Consider the following 25,285-nt stretch of genomic DNA (forward strand, 5'->3'; position numbering starts at 1 on the left):
CGCGCAGGCACGGTCGTGCGCAGCGCGGGTTCCCGGATCAAGAACAGTCAGATCAGCGTTGGCATGGCCGCACGGGTTTCCATGCGGCATTCACGCGTACGCTGCACGTTGCCATCGTCATCCACCGTTTCGAGCCGCACGCTGAAGCCCCACAGACGCGCAACGTGCTTGAGCATCTCGTCCGCGCTCGCGGCAAGCGGGCGGCGCTTGAAGGACTGGTGACGCAAGGTGAGTGAGCGGTCGCCACGCACGTCCACATTCCATACCTGGATGTTCGGCTCCTTGGAGCCGATGTTGTATTGCTCCGACAGGATTTCGCGAATGCGCTGGTAGCCAGCGTCGTCGTGAATGGCTGCAACCTTCAGACGTGTTTCATCGTCGTCATCCGTGATTGCAAACAAGCGGAAGTCGCGAATGACCTTGGGCGAGAGGAATTGCGCGATGAAGCTCTCGTCCTTGAAATTGCGCATTGCAAAGTCGAAAGTCTCACGCCAGTTCGAGCCTGCAATTTCGGGGAACCAGCGCCTGTCTTCCTCCGTCGGTTCTTCGCAGATGCGGCGGATGTCGGTCCACATCGCGAAGCCCAGTGCATAAGGATTGATGCCGCGGTGCCAGGGCACGTTGTAGGGTGGCTGCATCACGACACTGGTGTGCGAGTGCAGGAACTCCAGCATGACGCTATCGGCCAGCAGGCCTTCGTCGTACATGGTGTTGAGAATCGTGTAGTGCCAGTAAGTCGCCCAGCCTTCGTTCATGACTTGCGTCTGACGCTGCGGGAAGAAGTACTGCGAGACCTTGCGCACGATGCGCACCACCTCGCGTTGCCAGGGTTCGAGCAGCGGGGCGCTTTTTTCGATGAAGTAAAGAAGGTTTTCTTCCGGCTCCGACGGGAAACGCCGCTCCACTGCCTGCGAGGCTTTGGCTTCCTGCGAAGGCAAGGTACGCCACAGATCGTTGACCTGCGATTGCAGGTAGTCCTCGCGCTCCTTCTGTCGCATCTTTTCCTTCTCGAGCGACAGCTTGGGTGGGCGCTTGTAGCGGTCTACGCCGACGCTCATCAGCGCATGGCATGAGTCCAGGAGCAACTCGACTGCTTCCTCCCCATATCGCTCCTCGCACTCGGCGAGAAAGTTCTTGGCGAAAATCAGGTAATCGATGATTGCATCTGCATTCGTCCAGGCGCGGAAGAGGTAATTGCCCTTGAAGAAGGAGTTGTGGCCATACGCCGCATGGGCAATTACGAGTGCCTGCATCGTCATGGTGTTTTCTTCCATGAGATAGGAGATGCAGGGATTGGAGTTGATGACGATCTCGTAGGCGAGACCCATCTGCCCACGGCGATAGCCTTTTTCAGTCGAGATGAACTGCTTGCCGAAGCTCCAGTGGCTGTAGTTCACCGGCATGCCAACGGAAGCATAGGCATCCATCATCTGCTCGGCCGTAATGAGCTCGATCTGATTGGGGTAGGTGTCCAGCCCGAAGCTCTCGGCGACACGCCGGATTTCCTTGTGGTACTCGTCGATAAGTTCGAAGTTCCACTCCGACGGAGCCGGGAGTTGCTTTCGCGTGCGCTTCTTTGCAGATGCCTTGGATTCGCTCATACGAGTGTCTTCTTGAAGAGTTCACGAAAGACCGGATAGATGTCAGCGTATTTCTCGATGCGCTGCATGGCGAAATTTCCATGTGCGCCGACCAGCTTTTCATACTCGCGCCACAAGTTCTGCGGCTCGCCTGGTGTGATCTCGATGTAAGCAAAGAACTGCATGAAGGGCAGGATGGCTTGGGACAGCAACTCCTTGCAGCGTGGTGAGTCGTTCTCCCAGTTGTCACCGTCTGAAGCTTGGGCGCCGTAGATGTTCCACTGACCGGAGGCGTAACGTTCCTGCACGATGTCGCGCATCATGTCGAGCGCGCTCGATACCACCGTGCCTCCCGACTCTCGGGAGTGGAAGAAGTTTTCTTCGTCCACTTCCTTGGCGACTGTGTGGTGACGGATGAACACAACTTCGATGTGCTCGTAGGTGCGTGTCAGGAACAGGTAGAGCAGCATGAAGAAGCGCTTGGCTGTCGCTTTCTTCTCTTCGTCCATCGAGCCGGACACATCCATGAGGCAGAACATGACGGCCTGGGTCGATGGCACCGGCGTGCGCACGCGATTGTTGTAGCGCAAGTCGAACGTATCAAGGAAAGGAATCGCCTCGATCTTGATGCGAAGAAGTCTGGCCTCTTCCTTGAGTAGCCGGATGGCTTCGTCGTCGCGCGGTGTTTGCGCTTCGAGCTCTTCGATCTCCGCGTGCAACTCACGCAACCGTGCCGAGTGGGGGCCGGAGAGTGCGAGCCGGCGCCCCAGCGCACTACGCATGGAGCGCACGAGGTTGAGATTCGTCGGCACGCCGTCCGAAGCAAAACCGGCGCGGTGCGATTTGTACTCTGGAATCTTGGCGAGCTGCGTCTTGATCAGGTTGGGCAGTGCGAGGTCGTCGAAGAATACGTCCAGGAATTCCTCGCGCGACAGCTGAAAGCCGAACTCGTCTTCGCTTTCGCCATCTTCACTCGCGCCCTTGCCTCCGCCGCCAGAACCTCCGCCTAGTGGACGGCTGATCTCGTCACCCTGTGCAAACTGATCATTGCCGCTATAGACCTGATCCCAAACGCCGCCATCTCCGTGGTGGAAATGTGGTTCGGAAAGGTCTTTGGACGGGATGGTGACACTTTCACCATTGTCCAGATCCTTGATGGAGCGGCCGTCAATGGCGTCAGCTACAGCCTTGCGAATCTGCCCCTTGAAGCGGCGCATGAAACGCTGACGGTTGACCGCACTTTTGTTCCTGCTGTCTGAGCGTCTGTCGATGATGCGGACCATGGTGGTTCCAGATCAATCTTGCGGTTGTCGAGGGCAGGGCGGCTGGCTGTCCCTACAGGCGGAACAGCCAGCGTTACAACGAAATGATTACGAGGACTTGCGCACGCGCAGATACCAGTCGCACAACAGGCGAACCTGGCTTTCCGTGTAACCCTTGGTGACCATGCGGTTAACAAAGTCCTGATGCTTCTTCTGCTCGTCGGCGCTGGACTTTGGCGAGAACGAGATGACCGGCAGCAGGTCTTCGGTATTCGAGAACATCTTCTTCTCAATCACCGCACGCAACTTTTCGTAAGACGTCCAGCTTGGATTCTTGCCACTGTGTTTGGCACGTGCCCGCAGCACAAAGTTCACCACTTCGTTACGGAAGTCCTTCGGGTTGCTGATGCCCGCGGGCTTCTCGATTTTCTCCAGCTCGTCATTGAGCGAGGAGCGATCGAAAATCTCGCCGGTATTCGGATCGCGATACTCCTGATCCTGTATCCAGAAGTCCGCGTAAGTCACGTAACGATCAAAGATGTTCTGACCGTACTCCGAATAGGATTCGAGGTAGGCTGTCTGGATTTCCTTGCCGATGAACTCGGCATAGCGGGGCGCCAGATATTCCTTGATAAAGGCGGTGTAGCGCTGGTCGACTTCGGGCGGGAACTGCTCCTGTTCGATCTGTTGCTCCAGCACGTACATCAGATGCACCGGGTTGGCAGCCACCTCGCGATGGTCGAAGTTGAAGACGCGCGACAGCACCTTGAACGCAAAGCGCGTTGACAAGCCCGTCATGCCTTCATCGACGCCCGCGTAGTCGCGATACTCCTGGTAGCTCTTCGCCTTCGGGTCGGTGTCTTTCAGGTTCTCGCCGTCATAGACGCGCATCTTGCTGAAGATGCTCGAATTCTCGGGCTCTTTCATGCGTGAGAGTACGGCGAACTGGGCCAGCATCTTCAGCGTGTCCGGTGCGCAAGGCGCTTCGGTGAGAGAGCTGTGCACGAGCAGCTTTTCGTAGATCTTTACTTCATCCGAGACGCGCATGCAGTAAGGCACCTTGACCGTGAAAATACGATCGAGGAAAGCTTCGTTGTTCTTGTTGTTCTTGAACGACTGCCATTCGGATTCGTTCGAGTGGGCGAGTATCACGCCATCGAAAGGAATCGCGCCGAAGCCTTCCGTACCCTTGTAGTTCGCTTCCTGCGTTGCCGTCAGCAATGGGTGCAAGACCTTGATCGGCGCCTTGAACATTTCGACGAATTCCAGCAAGCCGCGATTAGCAAGGCATAGACCGCCGGAGTAGGAATAGGCATCCGGATCGTTCTGCGAGAACTGCTCCAGCATGCGGATATCGACCTTGCCGACGAGCGAGGAAATGTCCTGGTTGTTCTCGTCACCCGGCTCGGTCTTGGCTACTGCCATCTGCTTTAGCGATGAAGGCCGCAGTTTGACGACGCGGAACTTTGTTACGTCACCGTTGAATTCATTGAGGCGTTTGACTGCCCACGGCGACATGATGGTGTTCAGGTAGCGACGGGGAATGCCATAGTCATCTTCGAAGATGCGGCCGTCTTCATCCGGATCAAAAAGGCCGAGCGGCGATTCATGAACGGGAGACCCCTTCACTGCATAGAAGGGCAGTTTTTCGACAAGCTGCTTGAGCTTTTCGGCCAGGGAGCTTTTGCCGCCGCCGACCGGACCGAGCAGATAGAGAATCTGTTTCTTCTCTTCGAGGCCCTGCGCAGCGTGGCGGAAGTAGGAGACGATCTGCTCGATCGCTTCCTCCATTCCGTAGAACTCACGGAAGGCCGGATAGATTTTCATGACCTTGTTGGAGAAGATGCGAGACAGTCGCGGGTCCAGCCGCGTGTCCAGCATTTCCGGTTCGCCGATCGCCATCAGAATCCGTTCGGCTGCGGTCGCGTAAGCGCTCCGGTCTGCCTTGCAGATTTCGAGGTACTCCTGCAAGGAATATTCTTCTTCCTTGCTGACCTCAAAGCGGGCCTGGTACGCACTGAAAATACTCATGCAACACCTCCTCGACGCGTCATGAAAAGAGAAATCTCTCTCCCCGGTAAACAGACTAACGGCTAGCCTGGGTGCTCCTTAAGCCCGGAGCGAACAGCTTTTGCATCGCTTATCAACGCTTGCCCAGTGCCTCGCGATGACTAACATTTCGCCATCGTCTTAATCGCACATCTCCGGCACAAGCACCTCATCTCAAAGACAGCATGCGCTTGAAAATGATTCCCTGAAATTCCTTGCTGCAGAACCGGAGCTATTGTCGCTACAGATGCATGTAGCGTGCCAATGAGCCCGAATTTGGTGCCGGTCAAGGCCGTCGCGGCATTGTGGTAAACTCGGCAGGGTTAGCGTTTCATATTGCCGGTACTTTCTCTGCTGCAAACGGAACTGCGCGATTGGTGCCAGATTGGTGCCGAACAGGGCGCCCGAATGCACCGTAATAGCCGGTCCCACACTAGTTAGACCAAGGAAATTCCTGATGCAAACGATTGAAGCGACGCTGGGCGCACTCGAGCGCCGCATTGAAATGGCCGTATCGCTGGCCGAAGTCGACAAGGGCGTGAAAGAGCGTCTGAACCGTATGGCGCGCACCGTGAAGATGTCCGGTTTCCGCCCCGGAAAGGTGCCTTTCAAGATCGTCGAGCAAACCTATGGCCCGCAAGTGCGCTCCGAAGTGCTTGGCGATACTGTTGAGCGCACCTTTGGCGAAAAGGTCCGTGAGCAGAACCTGCGTGTTGCCGGCTATCCACGTATCGAGCCGAAGACGGACTCGGCCGAAGGTCAGTTCGAGTTCAGCGCAACTTTTGAGGTCTATCCTGAAGTTGTCATCGGTGAACTCGGTGGCTACGACATGGAGCGCCCGGTGTTGAGCATTGGCGATGCAGAAGTCGACAAGACCCTGGATGTTCTGCGCAAGCAGCGCGCTGTCTTTTCGCCTGCTACGCGTGCATCGGTCGAGGGTGATCGTGTCGTGATCGATTTCACTGGCCGCAAGGGTGGCGAAGTGTTCGAAGGCGGTCAGGCAAGTGACTTCGCTGTGCAGGTTGGCGGCGGTCAGATGCTTGCTGAGTTCGATGCACAACTTGTTGGCGTCTCAGCAGGTGACAAGAAGACTTTTCCGCTGACTTTCCCGGCTGACTACCACGCACAGAATCTGGCGGGCCAGCAAGTCGAGTTCGATATCGTCGTCAAGTCAGTGGAAGCTTCGGCGCTGCCGGAAGTTGACGCAGAGTTTGCTCGTTCGCTTGGAGTAGCTGATGGCGACGTGGCCAAGATGCGCGGTGAAATCAAGGGCAATCTTGAGCGCGAAGTGAAGCGTCGCGTGCGCACGGCATTGCGCGATCGCGCTTTCGAGATCCTTGATACGGCAGCAACTTTCCAGGTGCCTAAGGCGCTGATCGAATCCGAATCGCAGCGTATGGCAGAAGCGGCTCGTGACGACATGGCCAAGCGTGGCATGGACCCGAAGAAGATTCCGGTCGAGCCGAGCTGGTTCGTCGATCAGGCAACGAAGCGCGTCAAGCTTGGTCTGGTTGTTGCCGATCTGGTCGGCAAGAATGGTCTGGCGCCAACTCCAGAGCAGATCCGCAAGCATGTGGAAGATCTGGCGCAGAGCTACGAGCAACCGCAGGAGCTGGTGAAGTGGTACTACGCCAATCCAGAACGTCTTTCGAATGTTGAAGACATCGCTGTTGAAGACAACATGATCGAATGGATCAGCAAGCAGGTTCGTATTGCGGACAAGAGTGTCACGTTCGACGAACTGATGAACAATCCGCAAGCGGCTTGATCTTTGCTTGAATTGTCGGCCAGTGTCCCCAATGTATCGGGGACCATTGTCATGTTTTGAGGGATTTGGAATGACACAGTTCGGACCCGTGCAAGGTCAGCACAGCAGTGATTGGAATCCCCAAGGCCTCGGTCTCGTACCGATGGTCGTTGAACAAAGTGGGCGCGGCGAGCGTGCCTATGACATCTATTCGCGCCTGCTCAAAGAGCGCGTCGTGTTCTTGGTTGGCCCGGTCAATGACGTCACGGCCAATCTGATCGTTGCGCAGCTCCTGTTCCTCGAGTCGGAGAATCCGGACAAGGACATCTTCTTCTACATCAATTCGCCAGGTGGTTCCGTGAGTGCGGGGATGGCCATCTACGACACGATGAAGTTCATCAAGCCTGACGTCAGCACGCTGTGCATTGGTCAAGCGGCCAGCATGGGCGCTTTCCTGCTATCGGCTGGTGCCAAGGGCAAGCGTTTCTGCCTGCCGAATTCTCGCGTCATGATTCATCAACCGCTTGGCGGTTTCCAGGGTCAGGCTTCGGACATCGAAATCCATGCCCGTGAAATCCTGTACCTGCGGGCCCGCCTGAACGAAATGCTGGCTGAACATACTGGCCAGAGCATCGAACGTATTGAAAAAGATACCGACCGTGACAATTTCCTGTCAGCAGCCGACGCGCAGGCCTATGGTTTGGTTGACAAGGTTCTTCAGAATCGCAACGAGGCTGCTGCGGTCTGAGCGTTACAGCGCCAAGGTGCTGACTAAGAGCCAAGGAAAAGGACGAAGGAACGCAACATGACCGAAAAAAAGTCCAGCGGTACTGACAAGCTGCTTTATTGCTCGTTTTGCGGCAAGAGTCAGCATGAAGTCCGCAAGCTGATCGCCGGTCCCTCTGTATTCATCTGCGATGAATGCATTGAGCTGTGCAATGACATCATCCGCGATGAAATCGGTGGTGATGCGGGGTCGCGCATGGACAAGGGCGACTTGCCTTCACCCAAAGAAATCTGCGAGCTGCTTGACCAGTACGTGATCGGTCAGAGCAGCGCCAAGCGTAGTTTGTCTGTGGCTGTTTACAACCACTACAAGCGCCTGCGTCACCTGTCCAAAACAGACGAAGTCGAGCTGGCCAAGAGCAACATCCTGTTGATCGGGCCTACTGGTTCAGGCAAGACTTTGTTGGCACAAACGCTTGCGCGCATGCTCAACGTGCCTTTCGTGATGGCCGATGCGACCACCTTGACCGAAGCGGGCTATGTCGGTGAAGACGTCGAGAACATAATCCAGAAGCTGCTACAGAAGTGCGACTACGATGTCGAGCGTGCGCAACAGGGCATCGTGTACATCGATGAAATCGACAAGATTTCTCGCAAATCCGATAACCCTTCGATCACTCGCGACGTTTCGGGTGAGGGCGTCCAGCAAGCTTTGCTCAAGCTGATCGAGGGCACTGTTGCCGCAGTGCCTCCGCAGGGTGGTCGCAAGCATCCGAACCAGGATTTCGTGCAGGTCGATACGACCAACATCCTGTTCATATGCGGTGGCGCATTCGACGGCCTGGACAAGGTTATTCGTAACCGGACGGAACAAGTTGGTATCGGCTTCGGCGCCGAAGTGAAGAGCCGTGCTGAAGGTAGCGTAGCCGACGCACTGCGTCAGGTTGAGCCTGAAGATCTGATTAAGTACGGCTTGATCCCTGAGTTCATTGGTCGTTTGCCTGTTGTGGCGACGCTGAATGAACTCAGTGAAGAAGCGCTGATGGAAATTCTGGTCGAGCCGAAGAACGCACTCGTCAAGCAATACCAGAAACTCTTCTCGATGGAAGGTGTTGAACTTGAAGTACGCCAGACGGCTCTACATGCAATTGCTCGCAAGGCTCTGAAACGCAAGACGGGCGCGCGTGGTTTGCGTTCCATTATTGAGGCAGCCCTGCTGGACATCATGTACGAGTTGCCCGGCATGGAAAGTATTTCGAAGGTTGTAATCGAAGAGAACGTGATCGAAAGCGGTGCGCAGCCGCTTCTGATTTACGAAGACCAGCCCAAGGTAGCGGGGTCTAACTGACGGGGGCGCGGACACACGCACAGTACAAGCTTGAAACGCGGGTGTCGGCCCCCATTTCCACAGGGTGCTGTTAAAAGGAACAACCATGTCCAGCAAGCCTGAACTACCCCCAGAGGTTATTGAACTTCCACTGTTGCCATTGCGCGACGTTGTGGTGTTCCCACATATGGTCATCCCGCTTTTTGTGGGGCGACCGAAGTCCATCAAGGCCCTCGAGACCGCCATGGAGGCGGGCAAGAGCATCTTGTTGGTGGCGCAGAAGTCTGCGGCCAAGGATGAGCCTTCGACGGATGATCTCTACGATATTGGCTGCGTCGCCAATATCCTTCAGATGCTCAAGCTGCCCGACGGCACCGTCAAGGTTCTCGTCGAAGGTACGCAGCGCGCCCGTATCGAAGACGTGGATGATCTGCGCAATGTCTTCATGGCGCGTGTCACGCCGCTACCAAGTGGCGAAGTTACGAACCACGAGATCGAAGCGATGCGTCGCGCGATCATCAGCCAGTTCGACCAGTACGTAAAACTCAACAAGAAGATTCCGCCTGAGATCCTGACTTCATTGGCAGGTATCGACGAGGCTGGACGTCTTGCGGACACCATCGCAGCACATCTGCCGCTCAAGCTTGAGCAAAAGCAGATGGTGCTGGAGTTGCTTGATATCGCTCAGCGTCTCGAGCGTCTGTTGTCGCAACTCGAAACCGAACTCGACATCCTGCAAGTGGAGAAGCGCATCCGCGGCCGCGTCAAACGGCAGATGGAAAAGAGCCAGCGCGAGTACTACCTCAACGAGCAGGTCAAGGCCATCCAGAAGGAACTGGGTGAGGGCGAAGACGGTGCTGATCTTGATGAGTTCGAGAAGAAGATCAAGAGCGCCGGTCTTTCGAAGGAAGCTACGGCCAAGGCTCAGTCCGAACTGAAGAAGTTACGCCTGATGTCACCGATGTCTGCTGAAGCGACTGTCGTGCGCAATTTCATCGAGACGCTCACTGGTCTGCCGTGGAAGAAAAAGTCCCGCATCAGCAAGGACCTCGCTGAAGCACAGAAGATTCTCGACAAGGATCACTTCGGTCTCGATAAAGTCAAGGAGCGCATCCTTGAGTACCTCGCGGTCCAGCAACGCGTCGACAAATTGAAAGCGCCGATTCTGTGCCTGGTTGGTCCTCCAGGCGTGGGCAAGACTTCGCTGGGTCAGTCCATCGCAAAGTCGACCAATCGCAAATTCATTCGCATGGCCTTGGGTGGTGTGCGCGATGAGGCTGAGATTCGCGGTCACCGCAGAACTTACATCGGCTCCATGCCGGGCAAGATCCTGCAGAACATGACCAAGGTTGGTGTGCGCAATCCTCTCTTCCTGCTCGACGAAGTCGACAAGATGGGGCAGGACTTCCGCGGCGATCCAAGCTCTGCGCTGCTTGAAGTGCTGGATCCGGAGCAGAACTCGACCTTCGTCGATCATTACATCGAAGTCGAATATGACCTCTCCGATGTCATGTTCGTGGCGACGGCTAATTCGCTGAATATTCCAGCGCCATTGCTTGATCGTATGGAAATCATTCGCCTTTCCGGTTACACGGAAGAAGAGAAGGTGAATATTTCCCTGCGCTATCTGCTGCCGAAGCAGATCAAGAACAATGGCCTGAAGCCGACCGAGCTGACCGTCACGGAAGATGCGCTGCGCGACATCATTCGCTACTACACGCGTGAAGCAGGTGTGCGTAGCCTGGAGCGCGAGGTGTCAAAGATCTGCCGCAAGGTGGTCAAGTCGCTTGTCATGCGTGCGCGCAACAGCAAGATCATCGTAAACGCCAAGAATCTGGACAAATACCTTGGCGTGCGCCGCTACAGCTTTGGTGTTGCCGAGAAGCAGAACCAAGTAGGGCAGGTGACTGGCTTGGCGTGGACGGAAGTCGGCGGTGAATTGCTGACGATCGAAGCCGTTGTGTTGCCAGGCAAGGGCAAGGTGGTGACGACGGGTAAGCTCGGCGAGGTGATGCAGGAGTCAATCCAAGCCGCTTTGTCTGTGGTCCGCAAACGCTCGCGTCAGCTGGGTATCGAAGAAGACTTCTATCAGAAGAGCGATATCCACATTCATTTGCCTGAAGGCGCTACGCCGAAGGACGGCCCTTCTGCCGGTATCGGTATTGCTACCGCATTGGTGTCTATCCTGACGGGCATTCCGGTGTGCGCCGACATCGCCATGACGGGAGAAATCACCCTGAGAGGCGAGGCGCTGCCAATTGGCGGACTGAAGGAGAAGCTGTTGGCTGCCGTCCGTGGCGGTATCCAGCGTGTGCTGATTCCTGAAGAGAACGTCAAGGACTTGGCGGAGCTTCCGCCGGGCATCAAGGACAGTCTTGAAATCATTCCAGTACGCTGGATTGATCAGGTGCTGGAGTTGGCGCTCGAGCGTTTGCCCGAGCCGTTGCCCGAGGTTGTTGCTGCGCCCCAGGAGGTTGCAGTCGTAGCGGACGCAGCTGCCGTGCCAGGGGTTGTGACGCACTGATCAAATGCTTGAATGACTGGTAAATCTACGGGCGTACTGCAAAGTACGCCCGTTTTTTTTAGGCGCTTGCATCGCTTGTCCGTTGTGGCGCATGATTCGCTGCGAAGCCGCTTGACACAAGGATTTTCGGCTTGTTATAAGATTTCCCGCTGGCTTTCGAATGTTCGATGCGCGGCTACCTGCAAGGGATCTATCGGGGTATGCATCGACGGGTGATAGCGAGGCACCGTCCGTTGAAGACTTGATAACACTGAGGGGGTTTAAGTGAACAAATCCGAACTGATCGAAGTAATCGCGAAGCAATCCGAAATCTCGAAGGCTGCCGCTGGTCGTGCGCTGGATGCCGCCATTGCAGCAATCAAGCAGTCCCTCAAGAAAGGCAACGACGTAACACTCGTTGGTTTTGGTACGTTCTCTGTCGGCAAGCGGGCTGCTCGTGCCGGCCGTAATCCACGCACTGGCGCAACCATCAAAATCAAAGCTGCCAAGGTGCCAAAGTTCCGCCCTGGCAAAGCATTGAAAGATGCTGTAAACTAATGCCCCGACGACAGCGTCGCGGGAGTTGGCGAGTCTGTCGTCCAAATGAAGTAAAAAGGGTGCTTAGCTCAGTTGGTAGAGCGTCGCCCTTACAAGGCGAATGTCGGGGGTTCGAGCCCCTCAGCACCCACCATCGAATTGTCGCCAGAACTTGATAACAATGCGGCGGTCGAAGGTGTCTCTGGTTGTAGCGCTGAAGGCGAACAGGTGTTCGCCTTTTTCGTATCTGATTGCCTACTTTCAAAGTGGCATTGCGTAGGACTGGCGATGTCATTTTTCTGAATCCTGAATCGAGTGCACAATGTTTGAGGCTGTTCGAAACAATCGAAGAATTGTCCAGTTTTTCCTGGCTGTGATCACTTTGCCTTTTGCGTTTTTCGGAGTGGAGTCCTACTTCCGCGACGGCTCGAGTGATACCGACGTAATAGGAAAAATCGGTGGAACCAAGATTACGGGCACCGAGTTGGCTAACAAGGTGCGTGAAGCGGCGGGTGACAAGGTTGATCCCGCGGTGGCCAGCAGCCCGGCATTTCGCGATCAAGTGCTGGATGCGTTGCTCAACGAAAAGGCGATTGAGTTGACAGCCTCGGCCGCCGGTTTGTCCGTTCCGACCTCCATGATTCAGGACGCATATCTGCGCGAGCCCGAGTTTCAGGAGAACGGCAAGTTCTCGCCGAAAAAAGCGGAATATGTCCTGCAGGCAAATAACCTGACCAAGAATGCGTTCGAGCAGCGCGTGAGCGGCATGCTGTCGCAGCGCTTGTTGATGGTGCCGCTGGCGCAAGCTGCGTCAGTATCCAAGGCAACCTTGGCGCGTTGGGTGGCTCTGTCGGAAGAGCAACGCACGGTGGCTGAGTGGAAGATTGATGCTGCGTCCTTCAAGGGAAGCGTAAAGCTTGCCGATGACGCTGTGCAAAAGTACTACGACGCGAACAAGGCAAAGTTTGAAACTCCCGAGCGCGCAAAAATCGAATACGTTGTCCTGAATGCTGAAGAGCTCGCCAGCAAGGCAAAGGTCAGTGATGCTGATGCCCGCAAATGGTACGACGATCATCAGAAGGACTACGTGCAACCTGAAGAGCGCCGTGCCAGCCACATCCTGATCGGCGTGGCTGAAGATGCAAAGCCGGAGCAGAAGGCTGCTGCCAAGAAGAAGGCTGAAGAGCTGCTTGAGAAGGTGAAGGCAGCCCCTGCGAACTTTGCCCGTCTGGCCAAGGAGAGTTCGACTGACGGGTCGGCAGAGCAAGGCGGTGATCTCGGGTTCTTCGGGCGTGGTGCGATGGTGCCGGAGTTTGAAAATGCCGCATTTGCGCTCAAACCACGTGAAGTCAGTGGTGTGGTGGAGAGCAAGTTCGGCTATCACATCATTCAGCTGACTGAAGTGCGCGGTGGCAAAGTGAAGTCCTTTGATGAGGCTCGTGCCGAGATCGTCACCGAACTGCAAAAGCAGGCGGGCGCGAAGAGCCTGGCAGAGTCAACGGATCAATTCAACGACCTGGTCTTTCAGCAACCGGTGACTTTCAAGCCTCTTGCTGAAAAGCTCGGCTTGACGATTCAACGCAGTGACTGGATTGAAAAGGGTGGCGTGCCAGCGGGCGGCATTCTGGCTAATCCAAAGATTCAGGCTGCGATTTTCTCGGCTGATTCGCTCAAGGAGCGCCACAATTCAGAAGCTTTTGATCTGGGCCAGGGCACCCTGGTGTCGGTACGTGTTCTGGACTATCAGCCCAAGAAGCTCAAGCCCGTTGCCGATGTGCGTCCGCAGATCGAGCAGGTCCTGACGCTGGAAGAAACAGGCAAGCTGGCGAAGGCTGAGGGCGAAGCGCGGCTGGCCAAACTGGCGGCGGGCACTCCGGTTACCGCGACCTGGGGTGCTGCGCATGCGGTGCATCGCCACGAGTTGAGCAGCGACGAAGCACGCAAGGCGGTATTCGTTCAAGGGCTCACGAAGTTCCCTGCGTATGTTGGTGCTGCAACCGCAGATGGCTTCGTGATCTATCGCATCGATCAAGTGAATAAACCGACGGTTGCGCTCGACGATCCGCGTGTAGGCATGTTCAGCCAGCAGTTCTCCCAGTTGTATGGGGCGGCAGATCTGCGCAGCGTTCTGGCGGGGTTGCGTGCCCGCCAAGGAACTGAAATCTACTACGATCGCTTGACGAGCAAGACCGAGTAGTCAATCGCGTCCTGAACCAGCAACAGCAAGCTGTTGCTGGTTCGAAGGCAAATAAAAAGCGCTGCCATGGCAGCGCTTTTTATTTGGTCTGTAAGGCGTGAATCAGAGATCGTCAGTCGTGCCGACCGCGACACTGTTGAAGCCCGCATCGACGTAGGTGACTTCGCCGGTAACGCCAGAGGCGAGATCCGAGCACAGGAACGCTGCAACGTTGCCGACTTCGTCGATCGTGACGTTGCGACGGAGTGGCGCGTTCTTTTCATTGAACGCCAGGAGTTTGCCGAAGCTGCCAATGCCGGATGCTGCGAGCGTCCTGATCGGACCGGCAGATACTGCATTGACGCGAGTGCCTTCAGGGCCGACCGCTGTCGCCATGTAGCGCACCGATGCTTCGAGGCTGGCCTTGGCGAGACCCATGACATTGTAGTTGGGCAGGGTACGCACGGCGCCGAGGTAGGAAAGAGTCAGCAGAGATCCGTTACGGCCCTTCATCATCGGGCGTGCGGCTTTCGCCAATGCGGCAAAGCTGTAGCTGCTGACTTCATGCGCGGTGCGGAATGCGTCGCGGCTCAAACCATCGAGAAAGTCGCCAGTCAATGCTTCGCCAGGTGCGAAGGCCAGAGAATGAACCAGGCTGTCCAGTCCGTCCCAGTCCTTGCCGAGTGCTTCGAACAGGCCATCGACTTGAGCGTCTTCCTGCACATCGCACGCGTAAACGAGCTTGCTGCCGAATTCGGCGGCCATTTTGGTGACGCGCTCTTCGAAACGCTCGTTCTGATAGGTGAAGGCCAGTTCTGCGCCCTCCCGGTGCATGGCCTTGGCAATACCGTAAGCAATCGAGCGGTTGCTGAGGAGGCCGCAAATCAGGATTCGCTTGCCGGACAGAAAGCCCATGTAATTCTCCAGAACAAAAAAACGGGATTATAGCGGTGAGGCCTTGATCGTGCGGGGAGCACGTGACCTTGATCCTTGAGGCGGATCGGCATGGAGCCCGTGTTCGGGCTCCATGCAAGGAACTGCGTGCTGCCTGTTACTGGATTTTGGCCGTGCTCATGAGTTCAGCAATACGTTTTTGTACGGTTTGCTGGATCAGGGCCTGTTTGACCTTGTCGCTGACTGCAGCGAATTCCGGCAGCTCAGGCTTGCGTGTGTCGTCCAGCATCAGGACGTGGTAGCCGAAATTGCTCTTCACCGGCTGCTTTGTGTACGCACCCTTTTCGAGGCTTGGTACGACGTTGCCAAAGTTGTTTGCGTAGTCGACCGCGCGGCCCCAGCCAAGATCGCCACCATTGTCTTTGGTGCCCGTGTCCTTGGAGTCCTTGGCCAGCTCTTCAAACTTGCCGCCGGCCGCCAGCTTCTTGATGATGGCCTGGGCGTCCTCTTCCTTTTCCACCAGAATGTGGCGAACCTTGTATTCCTTGTCGCCAGCCAGGGCGATCTGGCGATCGTATTCGGCGCGGACCTCTGCATCAGAGATCGGATGCTCCTTCAGGTAAGCGTCCAGGTACAGGCCCAGCAGGATGCTCTGGCGGGCAAGATCGATACGCGATGTCACGGGCTCGCTCTTGTCGAGACCGCGTTTGCGTGCTTCCTGGGCCAGAAGTTCGCGCTTGATGAGTTCCTCGCGCACTGCGTTGCGCAATTCCGGGGTGTTTTGTTGGCCTTGCGCCAGCTGCTCGTTAACCAGCAGTTCAGCCATGCCGGCGCTGATCGGGTTGCCGTTGACGGTGGCCACAGGAGCCTTGCTGCCGATGGCGGGCGCGCTTGTTGCCGCGCCAGCTGCGGGCTTCTTGCTGGTCTGAGCGACGGCCGGCAGGCTTGCTGCGGTGGCGATCAGTGCAGCAGCCAGGAGTGAGAGTTTGAGATGCATCGACTTTCCTTGTGGGTGGACGAGAGTTGGTATGTTCTTGCCGGTCCGTGATCGGGGTCAGACGGGCTCTTGTTGCGCCGAGGCTTCATCGGGCGTGAGCGCAATGATACTCAGGGCATGGATTTCGCGCTGCATGAGAGGCGCGAGTGTGCTGTAGACAAGCCTGTGACGCGCAATCCGCGTCAAACCTGTGAAGCGTGTCGAAATGATGCGCAAATTATAGTGCCCACCGCCCGATGCGGCACCCGCGTGCCCGGCGTGGCGCAGGCTGTCATCGTCGAGTTCGACGAGCGTTGGCGAGAGTGCATCCAGACCTTCCCGCATGCGCTCCAGGGTTGTCGACGCGCTCATGAGCCTTGCTTGCTTTCATGCGGCAGATGGCGCCAGATGAACACGCCTTGCCCCAGCATGAAAAGGAACATCAAGGCTGTGCTGATGAACATCTTGAAGTTGAACCAGGCATCTTCCGAGTAGTTGTACGCGACGTAGATATTCAGCAGGCCCATGGCCACGAAAAACACGATCCATGCCGCGTTGAGCCTGTTCCATAGGGGCGTGGGGAGCTCCAGTTCTCCTCCCAGCATGGTCTTGAGCAGGTTGCGTTTCCAGACAAGCTGACCAAGCAGCAGAGCGGCACTGAGCAGCCAATAGAAAATGCTGAACTTCCACTTGATGAATGTAGGGCTGTGGAACCAGATTGTCAGGCCGCCGAAAACGACTGCCAGCGCCAGACCTACCAGCAGGACTTTCGGCACAGGCTCTTTTCGTGCCTTCAGCCACACCACTTGCAGCGCAATGGCGATCACGACTACGACAGTCGCCAGAATTGTCGGTGCTTCCTGGGGGCCCACAACGCCTCCCGAAACCATGAAGCCGAGCCAATCGGTCGCTAATTGCGCAGCCCAATCACTATGGGCCTTGGAATACTTGAATGCACCGTAAAAGAAGATGACGGGCAGCAGATCGAAGAGGAATTTCATGGCTGCGGATTATAGTCGAGTGTGTGTGACGGGGAGGCTTGCGTCGATGCGCGGCTACGGCGCATCCATTACGAGATCATGCGGGGAGGGAAATTCGCGCGAGCAGACCGCCGCCGGGGCGGGGCAGTAGTTCCAGTGAGCCGTCGTGGAGGCGTGCTATGCGCTCTACGATGGCCAGCCCCAGTCCAGAGCCGCGGGCATTGCTGCGCGCTTCCTCAAGGCGCGTAAAAGGCCGTTTGAGCCGTTCTACCTGGTCTGGCGGAATGCCGGGGCCTCGGTCTGCAACATCGATGTTCAGCTGCGCACCTTCCCGTGTCAGCGCGAGCTCGATCGGCAGCTCCTCTCCTGCGTATCGCCAGGCGTTGTCGATCAGGTTCGCAATTGCGCGTCGCAAGGAGTGTGCTCGAACCGCGTGGGGGGGAAGTGCGTCGCTATGTAGCGTGATTTGCAAGCCACGACGACGATAGGCTTCGACGATGTCGTTCATGAACGCCGATAGATCGCAGGGCTCAGCCATCTCAGCCTGTGCATCCCGAGCAAAATCGAGAAACTGGCCGATGATGCGATCCATTTCATCAATGTCTTCCCCCATGGCGCTGACGTCGTCGCTTGATGCGCCAGAGAGCTCGATGCCCAGGCGCAGGCGCGACAAGGGCGTGCGCAGATCATGTGAAACCCCGGCAAGAATCAGTGCCCGATCCGATTCAAGCTGGGTCAGGTCGCGGGACATCTGATTGAACGCGCTGGCCACCGCCACGATCTCGCGTGAACCTCGTTCTGTCAGGGGCGGGGGAAGCTCTCCTTGCCCGACCTTGCGTGCAGCCTGCTCCAGCGCCTTGAGAGGTCGCGTGATGCCGAACACCAGCAGGTAGGCGCCAACCAATGACAGCAGGCCGGTGGCGATACCCCAGCCGATCCAGCCGGCCACCCCCCTGTGCGGCACGCGCTCGGCGGGAATCATCAGCCAGTATTGATCGTCCGGAACTTCAGTGTCGAGAATGAAGCTGATGTAGAAGCCTGGCTGCCCCTCGATGGCAGACGCGAGTCGGGTCGAAGGCCCGAGGCGTTGACGCAGTTCGGTACTGAGATTGCGGATCAGTTCTGAATCTTCAACCGGCGTCACCAGGTCGCTGGGCTCGGCAGGATAGATGCGGATGCCTTCGATGCTGATCAGGTTGCGTAGCAGGGCGGTTTGCTGGTTCGCATCTGACGCCAGAAGTGCGGCGCGCGTGAGATTGACGACGCTCACCAGCATCTGGGCGGTCTGGCGCGTGCGTGGTTTGATCGCGAACTGGTTGTAGATCTGGAACCATGCAAACAGTGACAGCCCCATCAGGAGCGCGATCAGCAGAAAGGTCCGCCACAGTAGTGTCTGTGGCCATGGAAAGCGCATGACGTGTTGGCGCCATCCGCGGCCTCTGTCGGCTAACACCTATTACGCGCCCTCGGAGTGGCGTGCGCCATCGGGTACGAAGACGTACCCAAAGCCCCATACCGTCTGGATGTAGCGCGGCTTGGCGGCTTCCTCTTCGACGAGTTTGCGCAGGCGTGAAATCTGCACGTCGATGGAGCGATCGAAAACGTCGTACTCGCGGCCTCGCGCCAACTCCATGAGTTTGTCGCGCGAGAGTGGCTGGCGCGGGTGCTGCAGCAAAACCTTGAGCAATGCGAACTCGCCTGTCGTGAGTGAAACGTCCTCGCCTTTGCGGATAAGGCGGCGCGCGGCGAGGTCGACTCTGACCTGACCGAACTCGATGATCGTTTCTTCTTCCGCCGGAGCGCCTGGCAGATTCTTTGGTCGCCTGCGTAGCACCGCATGGATCCGTGCCACCAGTTCGCGAGGGTTGAAGGGTTTGGGCAGGTAGTCGTCAGCCCCCACTTCGAGACCGACGATGCGGTCGACCTCATCACCTCGTGCGGTGAGCATGATGATGGGCAGGGTATTGTCATTGGCGCGCAAACGCCGGCAGATCGACAAGCCATCTTCGCCCGGCAGCATCAGATCAAGCACCAGCAGGTCGTGGTGTTCCCGTGCCATGGCGCGATCCATCTGCGCAGCATCGGCAACGGCCTTGACGGTGAAGCCCTGTTCGGCGAGATAGCGGTCGAGCAGGTTGCGCAGGCGGGCGTCGTCATCGACGACAAGAATGCGGAAACGTTCTTTGTCCATGCCTGCATCCTATGCGCAACGTCGCAACCTGTCAGCTTGGCGCAACACGCAGGACGCCTCAAGTGTGAGCAACTGTTGCCAACTCCGGGGCTCTTTACATTTGCTTACAAGCCACTGCCAAACATTTGCACAAAGGTTGGCGCGGTGGTCGAAGATGTGGATGTGGTGAGTCGCTGGCGCGCCCTGAGCGCTGCACTTCGCCCCGCAGGTAATATTGCCAAGACATGAAGCGTCTCTTCCTTGTGATGATTGTTGTTTTGCTCGGCCACGCATCGTCACTGCATGCGCGTGAGCCTGCACGTCGCGACGGCCCGCGTGAGGCAGTTGGCAACGATGCTGAGCGGGACGACATGGAGCGTCGCCGGATGGAGCGCTTTGCCGAACGGCGTGAACGGCTGCGCGGGCTACGCGAGGAGATGTTGCGCACCCAGCCCCGACCCGGACCGAATGGCGGGCCGCACCCATGGTCGTACGGTAGCCCTTTTCGCGACGAGGATCTGCCGCGCGATGTCCATCGCATGGCGCCGGATCGTCGCGACCCCATGCGCCCGCCGATGCCGCCACTATTGCGCGATAACGAAAGTATCCGCGAGAGCTTGCGCGAAGGTGCACGCGAGAACATGCGTCGATTGACGCCGGAAGAGCGCCAGGAATTCAGGCGCCAGTTGCACAACGCGGGGCGGGACGTTTATCGCGGGCAGTAAGTGATGTCCGGGATATTGGCCCGTCACTTCACAGCGTCACCGTTGTCAGTCGTTCAGCTGCAAGGCGTTCCAGCAAGCGCGGCAATACATCCAGCACGACGGGGCGGCCCTCCGTGGTGCGTGCAGCGTGCGCGTCGTGAAGGAGCAGGATGTCCCCTCCTGCAAGGTCCCTGGTCAGGCGGCGCATCACGACTTCCGCATCGCCTTCGCGTGTATCAAAACCGCGTCGGGTCCAGCTTACGAGTTGCAAGCCTTGTTTGTGCAGCACGTAATCGAGGAAGGGGTTGCGCAGGCCAGCCGGTGCGCGGAAGTAACGCGGACGTCGTCCGGTCGCGTTCTCGATGCTGTCCTGGGCGCGCGCAATTTCATCATTCATCGCGCGCGGCCCCAGTACGGAAAAATTGTGCCGGTGTTGCTCTGAGTGATTCTCGATGCAATGGCCCGCAGCAACGATTTCGCGTGCTAGTCCGGCGTGGGCGGTGACGTGCTTGCCGATACAGAAAAAACTCGCACGTGCACGATGCCTTTCAAGAATTTCCAGGACCTTCGGGGTGATCCTGGGGTCAGGGCCGTCATCGATCGTGATCCATACTTCACCGCGTACTGCAGCCGCTTCGGGCAGGCGCAACATGTTCGGCCCCAGCCAGGTCGAGCGTGGCCACAAACCCGTTGCTGCAACGAGGGCGTGATCCAGCAGGAGTGTCGTCAGGGCCCAGGGCATGAGGCTTGGTGTGGTGGCTGCCACCGCGATCGCGCCCCCATGTATGGCGAGAGAGGCTTGCAGGAAGGGGGTGGGTCGCCAGGTGGCAGGGGGCATTGACGTGGGTTTCATGAAAGCAAAGGGCGGTGTCGTGCCTGAAAAGTGAGGCGATACTAGACCAGAATCTGCCATGGAATCTCGTATCGAAGCGGCCGCCGCACCATGGATCCGGGATGTGGCGGGCAAAGGTCTGTGCGGTCGCACGTTACAATGCCGCCATGAGCATGATCCTGTCCATCGAGACTTCCTGCGAGCATGGCTCGATTGCCCTGCTGCGTGGTGATGAACTACTGAGCCGCCTGCTACCTGTCGGCGGCAATACGCACTCGGGAGCATTGCTGCCCGCAATCAGGCAATTGCTGGCCGAAGCAGATGCCTCAGTCAGTGCTCTCGATGCCATTGCTTTTGGCCGTGGCCCGGGCGCCTTCACGGGGGTTCGTCTGGCGTGCGGCGTGGCGCAGGGGCTGGCCCTGGGCGGAGATTTGCCCGTGGCGGCGATCAGTTCGCTTGAGGCTCTGGCCTTACCCTTCGTCCAGCGAGCAGAAAGGCTCTATTGCGCTATGGATGCGCGCATGAGCGAGATTTACGCGGCGATGTATGTCGTAGCCAGTGGCGCCTTGCAGGCGCCAGATGAGGTCGTATGCGTCCCGCCCGATGCCGCACCTGTGCCCGATGACGGAATCTGGTCAGGCGTAGGGACTGCATTCTCTGCTTATGCGCCGCAGCTTGCGGAGCGCCTGGGTGGCCGGGTAGAGGTACTGGACGCGCTTGCCGTGCCCTGTGCGGGGAGCGTTGCACGCCTCGCGGCAGCGGCTCCGGCGCTCTGGCGCGATGCGGCACTGGCGGCGCCAGACTATGTGCGTAACCGCGTTGCGCTGACGACGGCAGAGCGTCTGGCCCAAGGGGGCAAGGCTTGAGCGCGCAGGAGCAGGTGGCGGTGCATGTGGTCTTTCGCCCAATGGCCGAAGAGGATCTGGATTGGGTCAGTCAGACAGAGCAGGGTATCTATGCTTTTCCGTGGAGCCGCACCAATTTTGCTGACTCGTTATCTGCTGGCTACAGCAGCTGGATCATGCTTGTCGATGGCCAGGCCGTGGGTTACGCGGTGCTGATGCTGGTCATGGATGAAGCGCATCTGCTTAACATCAGCATCAAGCCGGCACTGCAAGGGCGCGGTTTGGGGACCTTGTTGCTGGAGCATGTCTGCGCCGTCGCTTCGCGCGCGGGAGGTGTTCAGATGTTCCTCGAAGTACGCGCCTCGAACGAGGCAGGGTTACGGCTGTACGACAAATGGAGTTTTGTACGGATAGGTCAGCGCAAGGACTATTACCCGGCCGTCAATGGACGAGAAGATGCCATTGTGATGAGGCGGGAAATGGGTCGGCAAGAATGAGTCGGGAATCATGAGGTTTTGCGGATGAGCGTCGACAAGACACGCGTATTGGCAGAGATGGGCATCAAGCCATTGTGGCGCCTGCGTGAGCCGCTGGCCCAACCTGCGCGGGCGGAGGAGAGCATTGCGTTGGCGCCTGAGCCGATGCGTGAAAGGGCGCCTGATCCGATTCCGGCCATGCAGCCGGAGCTGGCGCAAATCGTCCGTCAATTGGCGACTCAATCTGTGTTGGAGACCGAAACATCCGGTGTGTCCGCGCTTGGTTGGGAGGAGCTCAGCAGCACGGTGGCCGATTGCCGTGCCTGTGGTCTGTGCAAGGCTCGCAAGCAGGCCGTCTTTGGTGTGGGCGACAGGCAGGCTGACTGGATGTTCGTAGGTGAAGGTCCGGGTGCGGAGGAGGATGAGCGCGGCGAACCTTTTGTGGGCCAGGCCGGCAAGCTGCTCGACGCAATGCTGGAAGCCAGTGGACTCAAACGTGGCGAGAAGGTGTACATCGCCAATGCGGTGAAATGTCGCCCGCCTGGTAATCGCACGCCGGAGGCCGACGAGATCGCGGCGTGTCGCCCTTACCTCGATCGCCAGATCGAGCTCGTCAAACCGAAATTGCTGATTGCATTGGGCCGACCGGCAGCGCAAGCCTTGCTCGGGCGCGAGATGAGCATTGCATCAGCGCGCGGCAAATTGCATCAATACGCGCACGCGGGCGGCGCGATTCCCGTCGTGGTCACGTATCACCCCGCCTATTTGCTGCGGAATCTCCCGGACAAGGCCAAGGCCTGGGTGGATATGTGTTTTGCGGCGGACACGATAGCGCAGTCGCGTGACTGATCATTTGCTTCGCGCCCGCTTCGCCTTCGGCTCGCGAGGGCGAAATCAGTGCGGGTGATCTTCCAGCAAAGCCAGGTCGTCGTGCTCGGCCTGGTTGCGGACGTGGCGTAGCTTGATCAGATACATGATGCCGGCAACAAACAGGCCGAAGGCGACGATGGTGATGTTCACCGACACGCCCAGCCAGCCCAGCAAGAAGTACAGGAAGGTCATGACGAGAATGCTCAGGTTCTCGTTGAAGTTCTGGACCGCAATCGAGTGCCCGGCACCCATCAGCACGTGACCGCGGTGTTGCAGCAGCGCATTCATCGGCACGACGAAAAAGCCGGACAAGGCACCGAGCAGGATCATCATGAACATGACCGCCATGGTGCGCAGGTGCAGATCAAACTGCATTTGCATGCCCAGCAACTCGAAGATCGGCAAGTGCACATTGAGCTTGGGCATGTAGGGCAGAGCGACCATCAATGGCACGACGAGCCCCATGGCAATGCCGATGGGGATCACCTTCATCGAATGTCTCAGCGTCAGCATGCGCGCGGCAAGCACGGCACCAATTGCCACGCCGATTGCTACGACGCCCTGTAGTCGGGTGGACTGCGACAGGCCGAGCCCCAGCATCTTGCCGGCCCAGTCGATCACGATGAACTGCAGGGTTGCGCCGGCCCCCCAGAACAAGGTCGTCACAGCCAGGGAAATCTGGCCGAGCTTGTCACGCCAGAGCAGGCGCGTGCAGTGGATGAACTCGCGCAGCATGTAGATCGGATCGTGCTTGAGCGAGGTGTGGACGACGCCCGTGTCCGGCACATAGCGATTCAGGATCGCTGCAATCACATACAGAAGCCCGACCAGCAGCAGGCTGATCTGGGCCGAGTGGGTAATCAGTGGCAGATGCAGACTCATCGACCAGGTCGCGAAGCTTGGCATGATCAGCATGCCACCGAGCAGGGAGCCGAGAATGATGGCGCCCACCGTCAGGCCTTCGATCCAGCCATTGGCTGCGACCAGCTTCGCGGGCGGCAACATTTCCGTGAGGATGCCGTACTTGGCTGGCGAATACGCCGCAGCGCCGAGCCCGACGATGGCGTAAGCGAACAATGGGTGGGCGCCGAACAGCATCATGGCGCAACCGAAGATCTTGATTGCGTTGCTGATGTACATCACGCGCCATTTCGGCATCGAGTCGGCAAAAGCGCCTACGAAGGCGGCAAGCACGACATAAGAGAGTGTGAAGGAGGTCTTGAGTAGGGGGGCGTACTCGGGTGGAGCCTGCAGGTCGACCAATATGGATATGGCGCAAATGAGCAATGCGTTGTCCGCCAGCGCAGAAAAAAACTGCGCTGCCATGACGATGTAGAACCCTGCACCCATCCGGAACCCTTGTCTCTCTGTGCGGCTGACTGCGGCTAGCCAAGGCTGTCGCTGCGATTTGTTTTCTGATTCGTCACACCCATGCAAGTTGCAATGTGATGACGGCTCGCACGATAAATGCGCCTTCTGGCCAGCCCAGCGGCCGGCAGCAAGCGCCGTTTATACCACATGGGGTTTGCTGCAGCGCTAAACAAGGCTGCTCAGCGTGATCTGGCCGGGCTGCCTGCACGGGCAGTCGCGACGATAGGGCTTTTCTTGTGTGGGTGTTTGTGATGCAATTCGCGATAAGAGTTACTTATGTTGCGAGGCAGCATCATGGCCGACCGTAGATTGCAGGTTTTCCACGCCGTGTCCCGTCACGGCTCCTTTACCAGGGCTGCTGAAACCCTGTTCATGACGCAGCCTGCGGTGACCTTCCAGGTCAAGCAGCTAGAAGAGCAATTCAATACGCGCTTGCTCGATCGCGGTCACGGCAAGGTCACGCTCACGCCAGCAGGCGAAATCGTGTTTGCCTACGCGGATCGCATCCTCGGCCTGTCCGACGAGATGGAAACGCGCATCAATGAGCTGACCGATGAACTCACCGGCGTGCTGACGATTGGCGCCAGCCCGACGATTGCGGCCTACTGGCTGCCGCAGGTCTTGTCGACCTTCAAGCACAAGTACCCTCGCGTGGTGCCACGGGTTTTCGTAGGCAATTCAGAAAGCATCCAGAATCGGGTGCTGGCACACGACATTGATGTCGGTCTCGTCGAGCGCGACACGAATGATGCAGATCTCGAGTGCACGCTGGCCTATCGCGATGAGCTGATGGCGGTCATGCCGCCGAGCCATCCGTTGAGCAACTCCAAGTCCTTGAGCCCTGCGCAGCTGCAACCGATTCCCTTTGTCGATCGCGATCCAGGTGCTGCGATTCGCGGTTTGGCAGAAGAGTTTTTCCGCGCCGGTGGCGTCGCGCCGGAATCGCTGGAGCGCACGGCAGAGCTGGGTAGCCTCGCCGTCATCAAGCAACTGGTGCGTGAAGGCATGGGCTTCGCGATCATTTCGCGCGCCTCGCTCAATCGCGAACTGCGCGACGGCACGCTGAAGGCGATTTCGCTCGAGCCTCGCCTGTATTCGTCACTCAATGTGCTGGTGCCGAAGGATCGCTTCCGCGCGCGCCTGCATTCGACCTTCGCCGAGTTCGTGGTCCAGCACCTGAGCGACTACGCCAAGTCCAACGAGGCGGCGGCCGATGCGTCCGTCGACAATCAGCTCGCCATCAACAATCCACAGCCCTGA

Annotated in this window: 22 protein-coding genes and 1 tRNA gene; 12 read left to right on the plus strand and 11 right to left on the minus strand. The window is 57.9% G+C overall.

Annotated elements, in window-relative coordinates; all coding sequences use genetic code 11:
• Nucleotides 1–47: 47 nt before the first annotated feature.
• The 3 genes from VVD49_RS18275 to VVD49_RS18285 all read right to left on the minus strand — a co-directional run bounded on the left by VVD49_RS18275 (nt 48) and on the right by VVD49_RS18285 (nt 4,873).
• A complete protein-coding gene (locus VVD49_RS18275; protein ID WP_327600660.1) occupies nt 48–1,601 on the minus strand; it encodes a SpoVR family protein in 1,554 nt (517 codons plus the stop codon).
• Entirely contained in the window at nt 1,598–2,863 is a 1,266-nt protein-coding gene (locus tag VVD49_RS18280) for a YeaH/YhbH family protein (protein WP_327600661.1), read from the minus strand. The genes VVD49_RS18275 and VVD49_RS18280 overlap by 4 nt, the downstream gene beginning before the upstream one ends.
• A gap of 87 nt (nt 2,864–2,950) precedes the next feature.
• A complete protein-coding gene (locus VVD49_RS18285; RefSeq protein ID WP_327600662.1) occupies nt 2,951–4,873 on the minus strand; it encodes a PrkA family serine protein kinase in 1,923 nt (640 codons plus the stop codon).
• Between the two features lie 475 nt (nt 4,874–5,348).
• Between VVD49_RS18285 and tig the strand changes: the two genes are divergently transcribed.
• The 7 genes from tig (at nt 5,349) to VVD49_RS18320 (ending at nt 13,928) form a co-directional block, all read left to right on the plus strand.
• The gene (tig, locus tag VVD49_RS18290; RefSeq protein WP_327600663.1) at nt 5,349–6,659 is read left to right on the plus strand and encodes a trigger factor; all 1,311 of its coding nucleotides are present in this window, start codon (nt 5,349–5,351) and stop codon (nt 6,657–6,659) included.
• Nucleotides 6,660–6,729: 70 nt separating this feature from the next.
• Nucleotides 6,730–7,386, plus strand: a complete 657-nt coding sequence (gene clpP, locus VVD49_RS18295) for an ATP-dependent Clp endopeptidase proteolytic subunit ClpP (RefSeq protein ID WP_327600664.1) — start codon at nt 6,730–6,732, stop codon at nt 7,384–7,386.
• Nucleotides 7,387–7,443: 57 nt separating this feature from the next.
• Nucleotides 7,444–8,712 carry an ATP-dependent Clp protease ATP-binding subunit ClpX gene (clpX, locus tag VVD49_RS18300; RefSeq protein WP_327600665.1) on the plus strand — a complete coding sequence of 423 codons (1,269 nt, stop codon included), beginning with the start codon at nt 7,444–7,446 and terminating at the stop codon, nt 8,710–8,712.
• A gap of 85 nt (nt 8,713–8,797) precedes the next feature.
• Nucleotides 8,798–11,215: an endopeptidase La gene (gene lon, locus VVD49_RS18305; protein WP_327600666.1), complete on the plus strand. Its 2,418-nt coding sequence runs from the start codon at nt 8,798–8,800 to the stop codon at nt 11,213–11,215.
• Nucleotides 11,216–11,479: 264 nt separating this feature from the next.
• Nucleotides 11,480–11,752 carry an HU family DNA-binding protein gene (locus tag VVD49_RS18310; protein ID WP_327600667.1) on the plus strand — a complete coding sequence of 91 codons (273 nt, stop codon included), beginning with the start codon at nt 11,480–11,482 and terminating at the stop codon, nt 11,750–11,752.
• Between the two features lie 57 nt (nt 11,753–11,809).
• A tRNA-Val gene (locus tag VVD49_RS18315) sits at nt 11,810–11,885 on the plus strand.
• Nucleotides 11,886–12,053: 168 nt separating this feature from the next.
• Nucleotides 12,054–13,928 carry a SurA N-terminal domain-containing protein gene (locus VVD49_RS18320; protein WP_327600668.1) on the plus strand — a complete coding sequence of 625 codons (1,875 nt, stop codon included), beginning with the start codon at nt 12,054–12,056 and terminating at the stop codon, nt 13,926–13,928.
• A 102-nt stretch (nt 13,929–14,030) separates the two neighbouring features.
• Here the strand turns inward: VVD49_RS18320 and fabI are convergent, their stop codons facing one another.
• From fabI to ompR, 6 genes are all read right to left on the minus strand, one after another.
• Entirely contained in the window at nt 14,031–14,822 is a 792-nt protein-coding gene (gene fabI, locus VVD49_RS18325; protein WP_327600669.1) for an enoyl-ACP reductase FabI, read from the minus strand.
• 136 nt (nt 14,823–14,958) lie between these two features.
• Nucleotides 14,959–15,798 (minus strand): peptidylprolyl isomerase, encoded by an 840-nt coding sequence (locus tag VVD49_RS18330; protein WP_327600670.1) that lies wholly within the window; start codon nt 15,796–15,798, stop codon nt 14,959–14,961.
• Nucleotides 15,799–15,855: 57 nt separating this feature from the next.
• A complete protein-coding gene (locus VVD49_RS18335) occupies nt 15,856–16,149 on the minus strand; it encodes a BolA family protein (RefSeq protein ID WP_327600671.1) in 294 nt (97 codons plus the stop codon).
• Nucleotides 16,146–16,778: a septation protein A gene (locus VVD49_RS18340; protein ID WP_327600672.1), complete on the minus strand. Its 633-nt coding sequence runs from the start codon at nt 16,776–16,778 to the stop codon at nt 16,146–16,148. Before VVD49_RS18340 ends, VVD49_RS18335 begins: the two co-directional genes overlap by 4 nt.
• Before the next feature lie 76 nt (nt 16,779–16,854).
• Nucleotides 16,855–18,171, minus strand: coding sequence for an ATP-binding protein (locus VVD49_RS18345; protein ID WP_327600673.1), 1,317 nt, complete (start codon nt 18,169–18,171; stop codon nt 16,855–16,857).
• Nucleotides 18,172–18,213: 42 nt separating this feature from the next.
• A complete protein-coding gene (gene ompR / locus VVD49_RS18350; RefSeq protein ID WP_327600674.1) occupies nt 18,214–18,948 on the minus strand; it encodes an osmolarity response regulator transcription factor OmpR in 735 nt (244 codons plus the stop codon).
• Nucleotides 18,949–19,172: 224 nt separating this feature from the next.
• Between ompR and VVD49_RS18355 the strand changes: the two genes are divergently transcribed.
• A complete protein-coding gene (locus VVD49_RS18355; protein ID WP_327600675.1) occupies nt 19,173–19,652 on the plus strand; it encodes a hypothetical protein in 480 nt (159 codons plus the stop codon).
• 28 nt (nt 19,653–19,680) lie between these two features.
• On the opposite strand, the gene VVD49_RS18360 is transcribed toward VVD49_RS18355, so the two are convergent.
• On the minus strand, nt 19,681–20,469 hold the full coding sequence (locus VVD49_RS18360) for a polysaccharide deacetylase family protein (protein WP_327600676.1): 789 nt from the start codon (nt 20,467–20,469) through the stop codon (nt 19,681–19,683).
• Nucleotides 20,470–20,630: 161 nt separating this feature from the next.
• Here VVD49_RS18360 and tsaB point away from each other — a divergent pair, with 161 nt between their 5' ends.
• Genes tsaB through VVD49_RS18375 form a run of 3 tightly spaced genes read left to right on the plus strand, consistent with a single transcriptional unit; the run spans nt 20,631 to nt 22,633 of the window.
• Complete coding sequence (gene tsaB / locus VVD49_RS18365; RefSeq protein ID WP_327600677.1) at nt 20,631–21,329, plus strand: tRNA (adenosine(37)-N6)-threonylcarbamoyltransferase complex dimerization subunit type 1 TsaB; 699 nt, start codon at nt 20,631–20,633, stop codon at nt 21,327–21,329.
• On the plus strand, nt 21,326–21,805 hold the full coding sequence (rimI, locus tag VVD49_RS18370) for a ribosomal protein S18-alanine N-acetyltransferase (RefSeq protein WP_327600678.1): 480 nt from the start codon (nt 21,326–21,328) through the stop codon (nt 21,803–21,805). The genes tsaB and rimI overlap by 4 nt, the downstream gene beginning before the upstream one ends.
• Nucleotides 21,806–21,829: 24 nt before the next feature.
• Nucleotides 21,830–22,633 carry a uracil-DNA glycosylase gene (locus VVD49_RS18375; RefSeq protein ID WP_327600679.1) on the plus strand — a complete coding sequence of 268 codons (804 nt, stop codon included), beginning with the start codon at nt 21,830–21,832 and terminating at the stop codon, nt 22,631–22,633.
• A 45-nt stretch (nt 22,634–22,678) separates the two neighbouring features.
• On the opposite strand, the gene lplT is transcribed toward VVD49_RS18375, so the two are convergent.
• The gene (gene lplT / locus VVD49_RS18380) at nt 22,679–24,004 is read right to left on the minus strand and encodes a lysophospholipid transporter LplT (RefSeq protein ID WP_327600680.1); all 1,326 of its coding nucleotides are present in this window, start codon (nt 24,002–24,004) and stop codon (nt 22,679–22,681) included.
• A gap of 315 nt (nt 24,005–24,319) precedes the next feature.
• Here lplT and VVD49_RS18385 point away from each other — a divergent pair, with 315 nt between their 5' ends.
• Nucleotides 24,320–25,285 (plus strand): LysR family transcriptional regulator, encoded by a 966-nt coding sequence (locus VVD49_RS18385; protein WP_327600681.1) that lies wholly within the window; start codon nt 24,320–24,322, stop codon nt 25,283–25,285.

The sequence above is a fragment of the Uliginosibacterium silvisoli genome (assembly GCF_036017035.1).
Classification (GTDB): Bacteria; Pseudomonadota; Gammaproteobacteria; order Burkholderiales; family Rhodocyclaceae; genus Viridibacterium; species Viridibacterium silvisoli.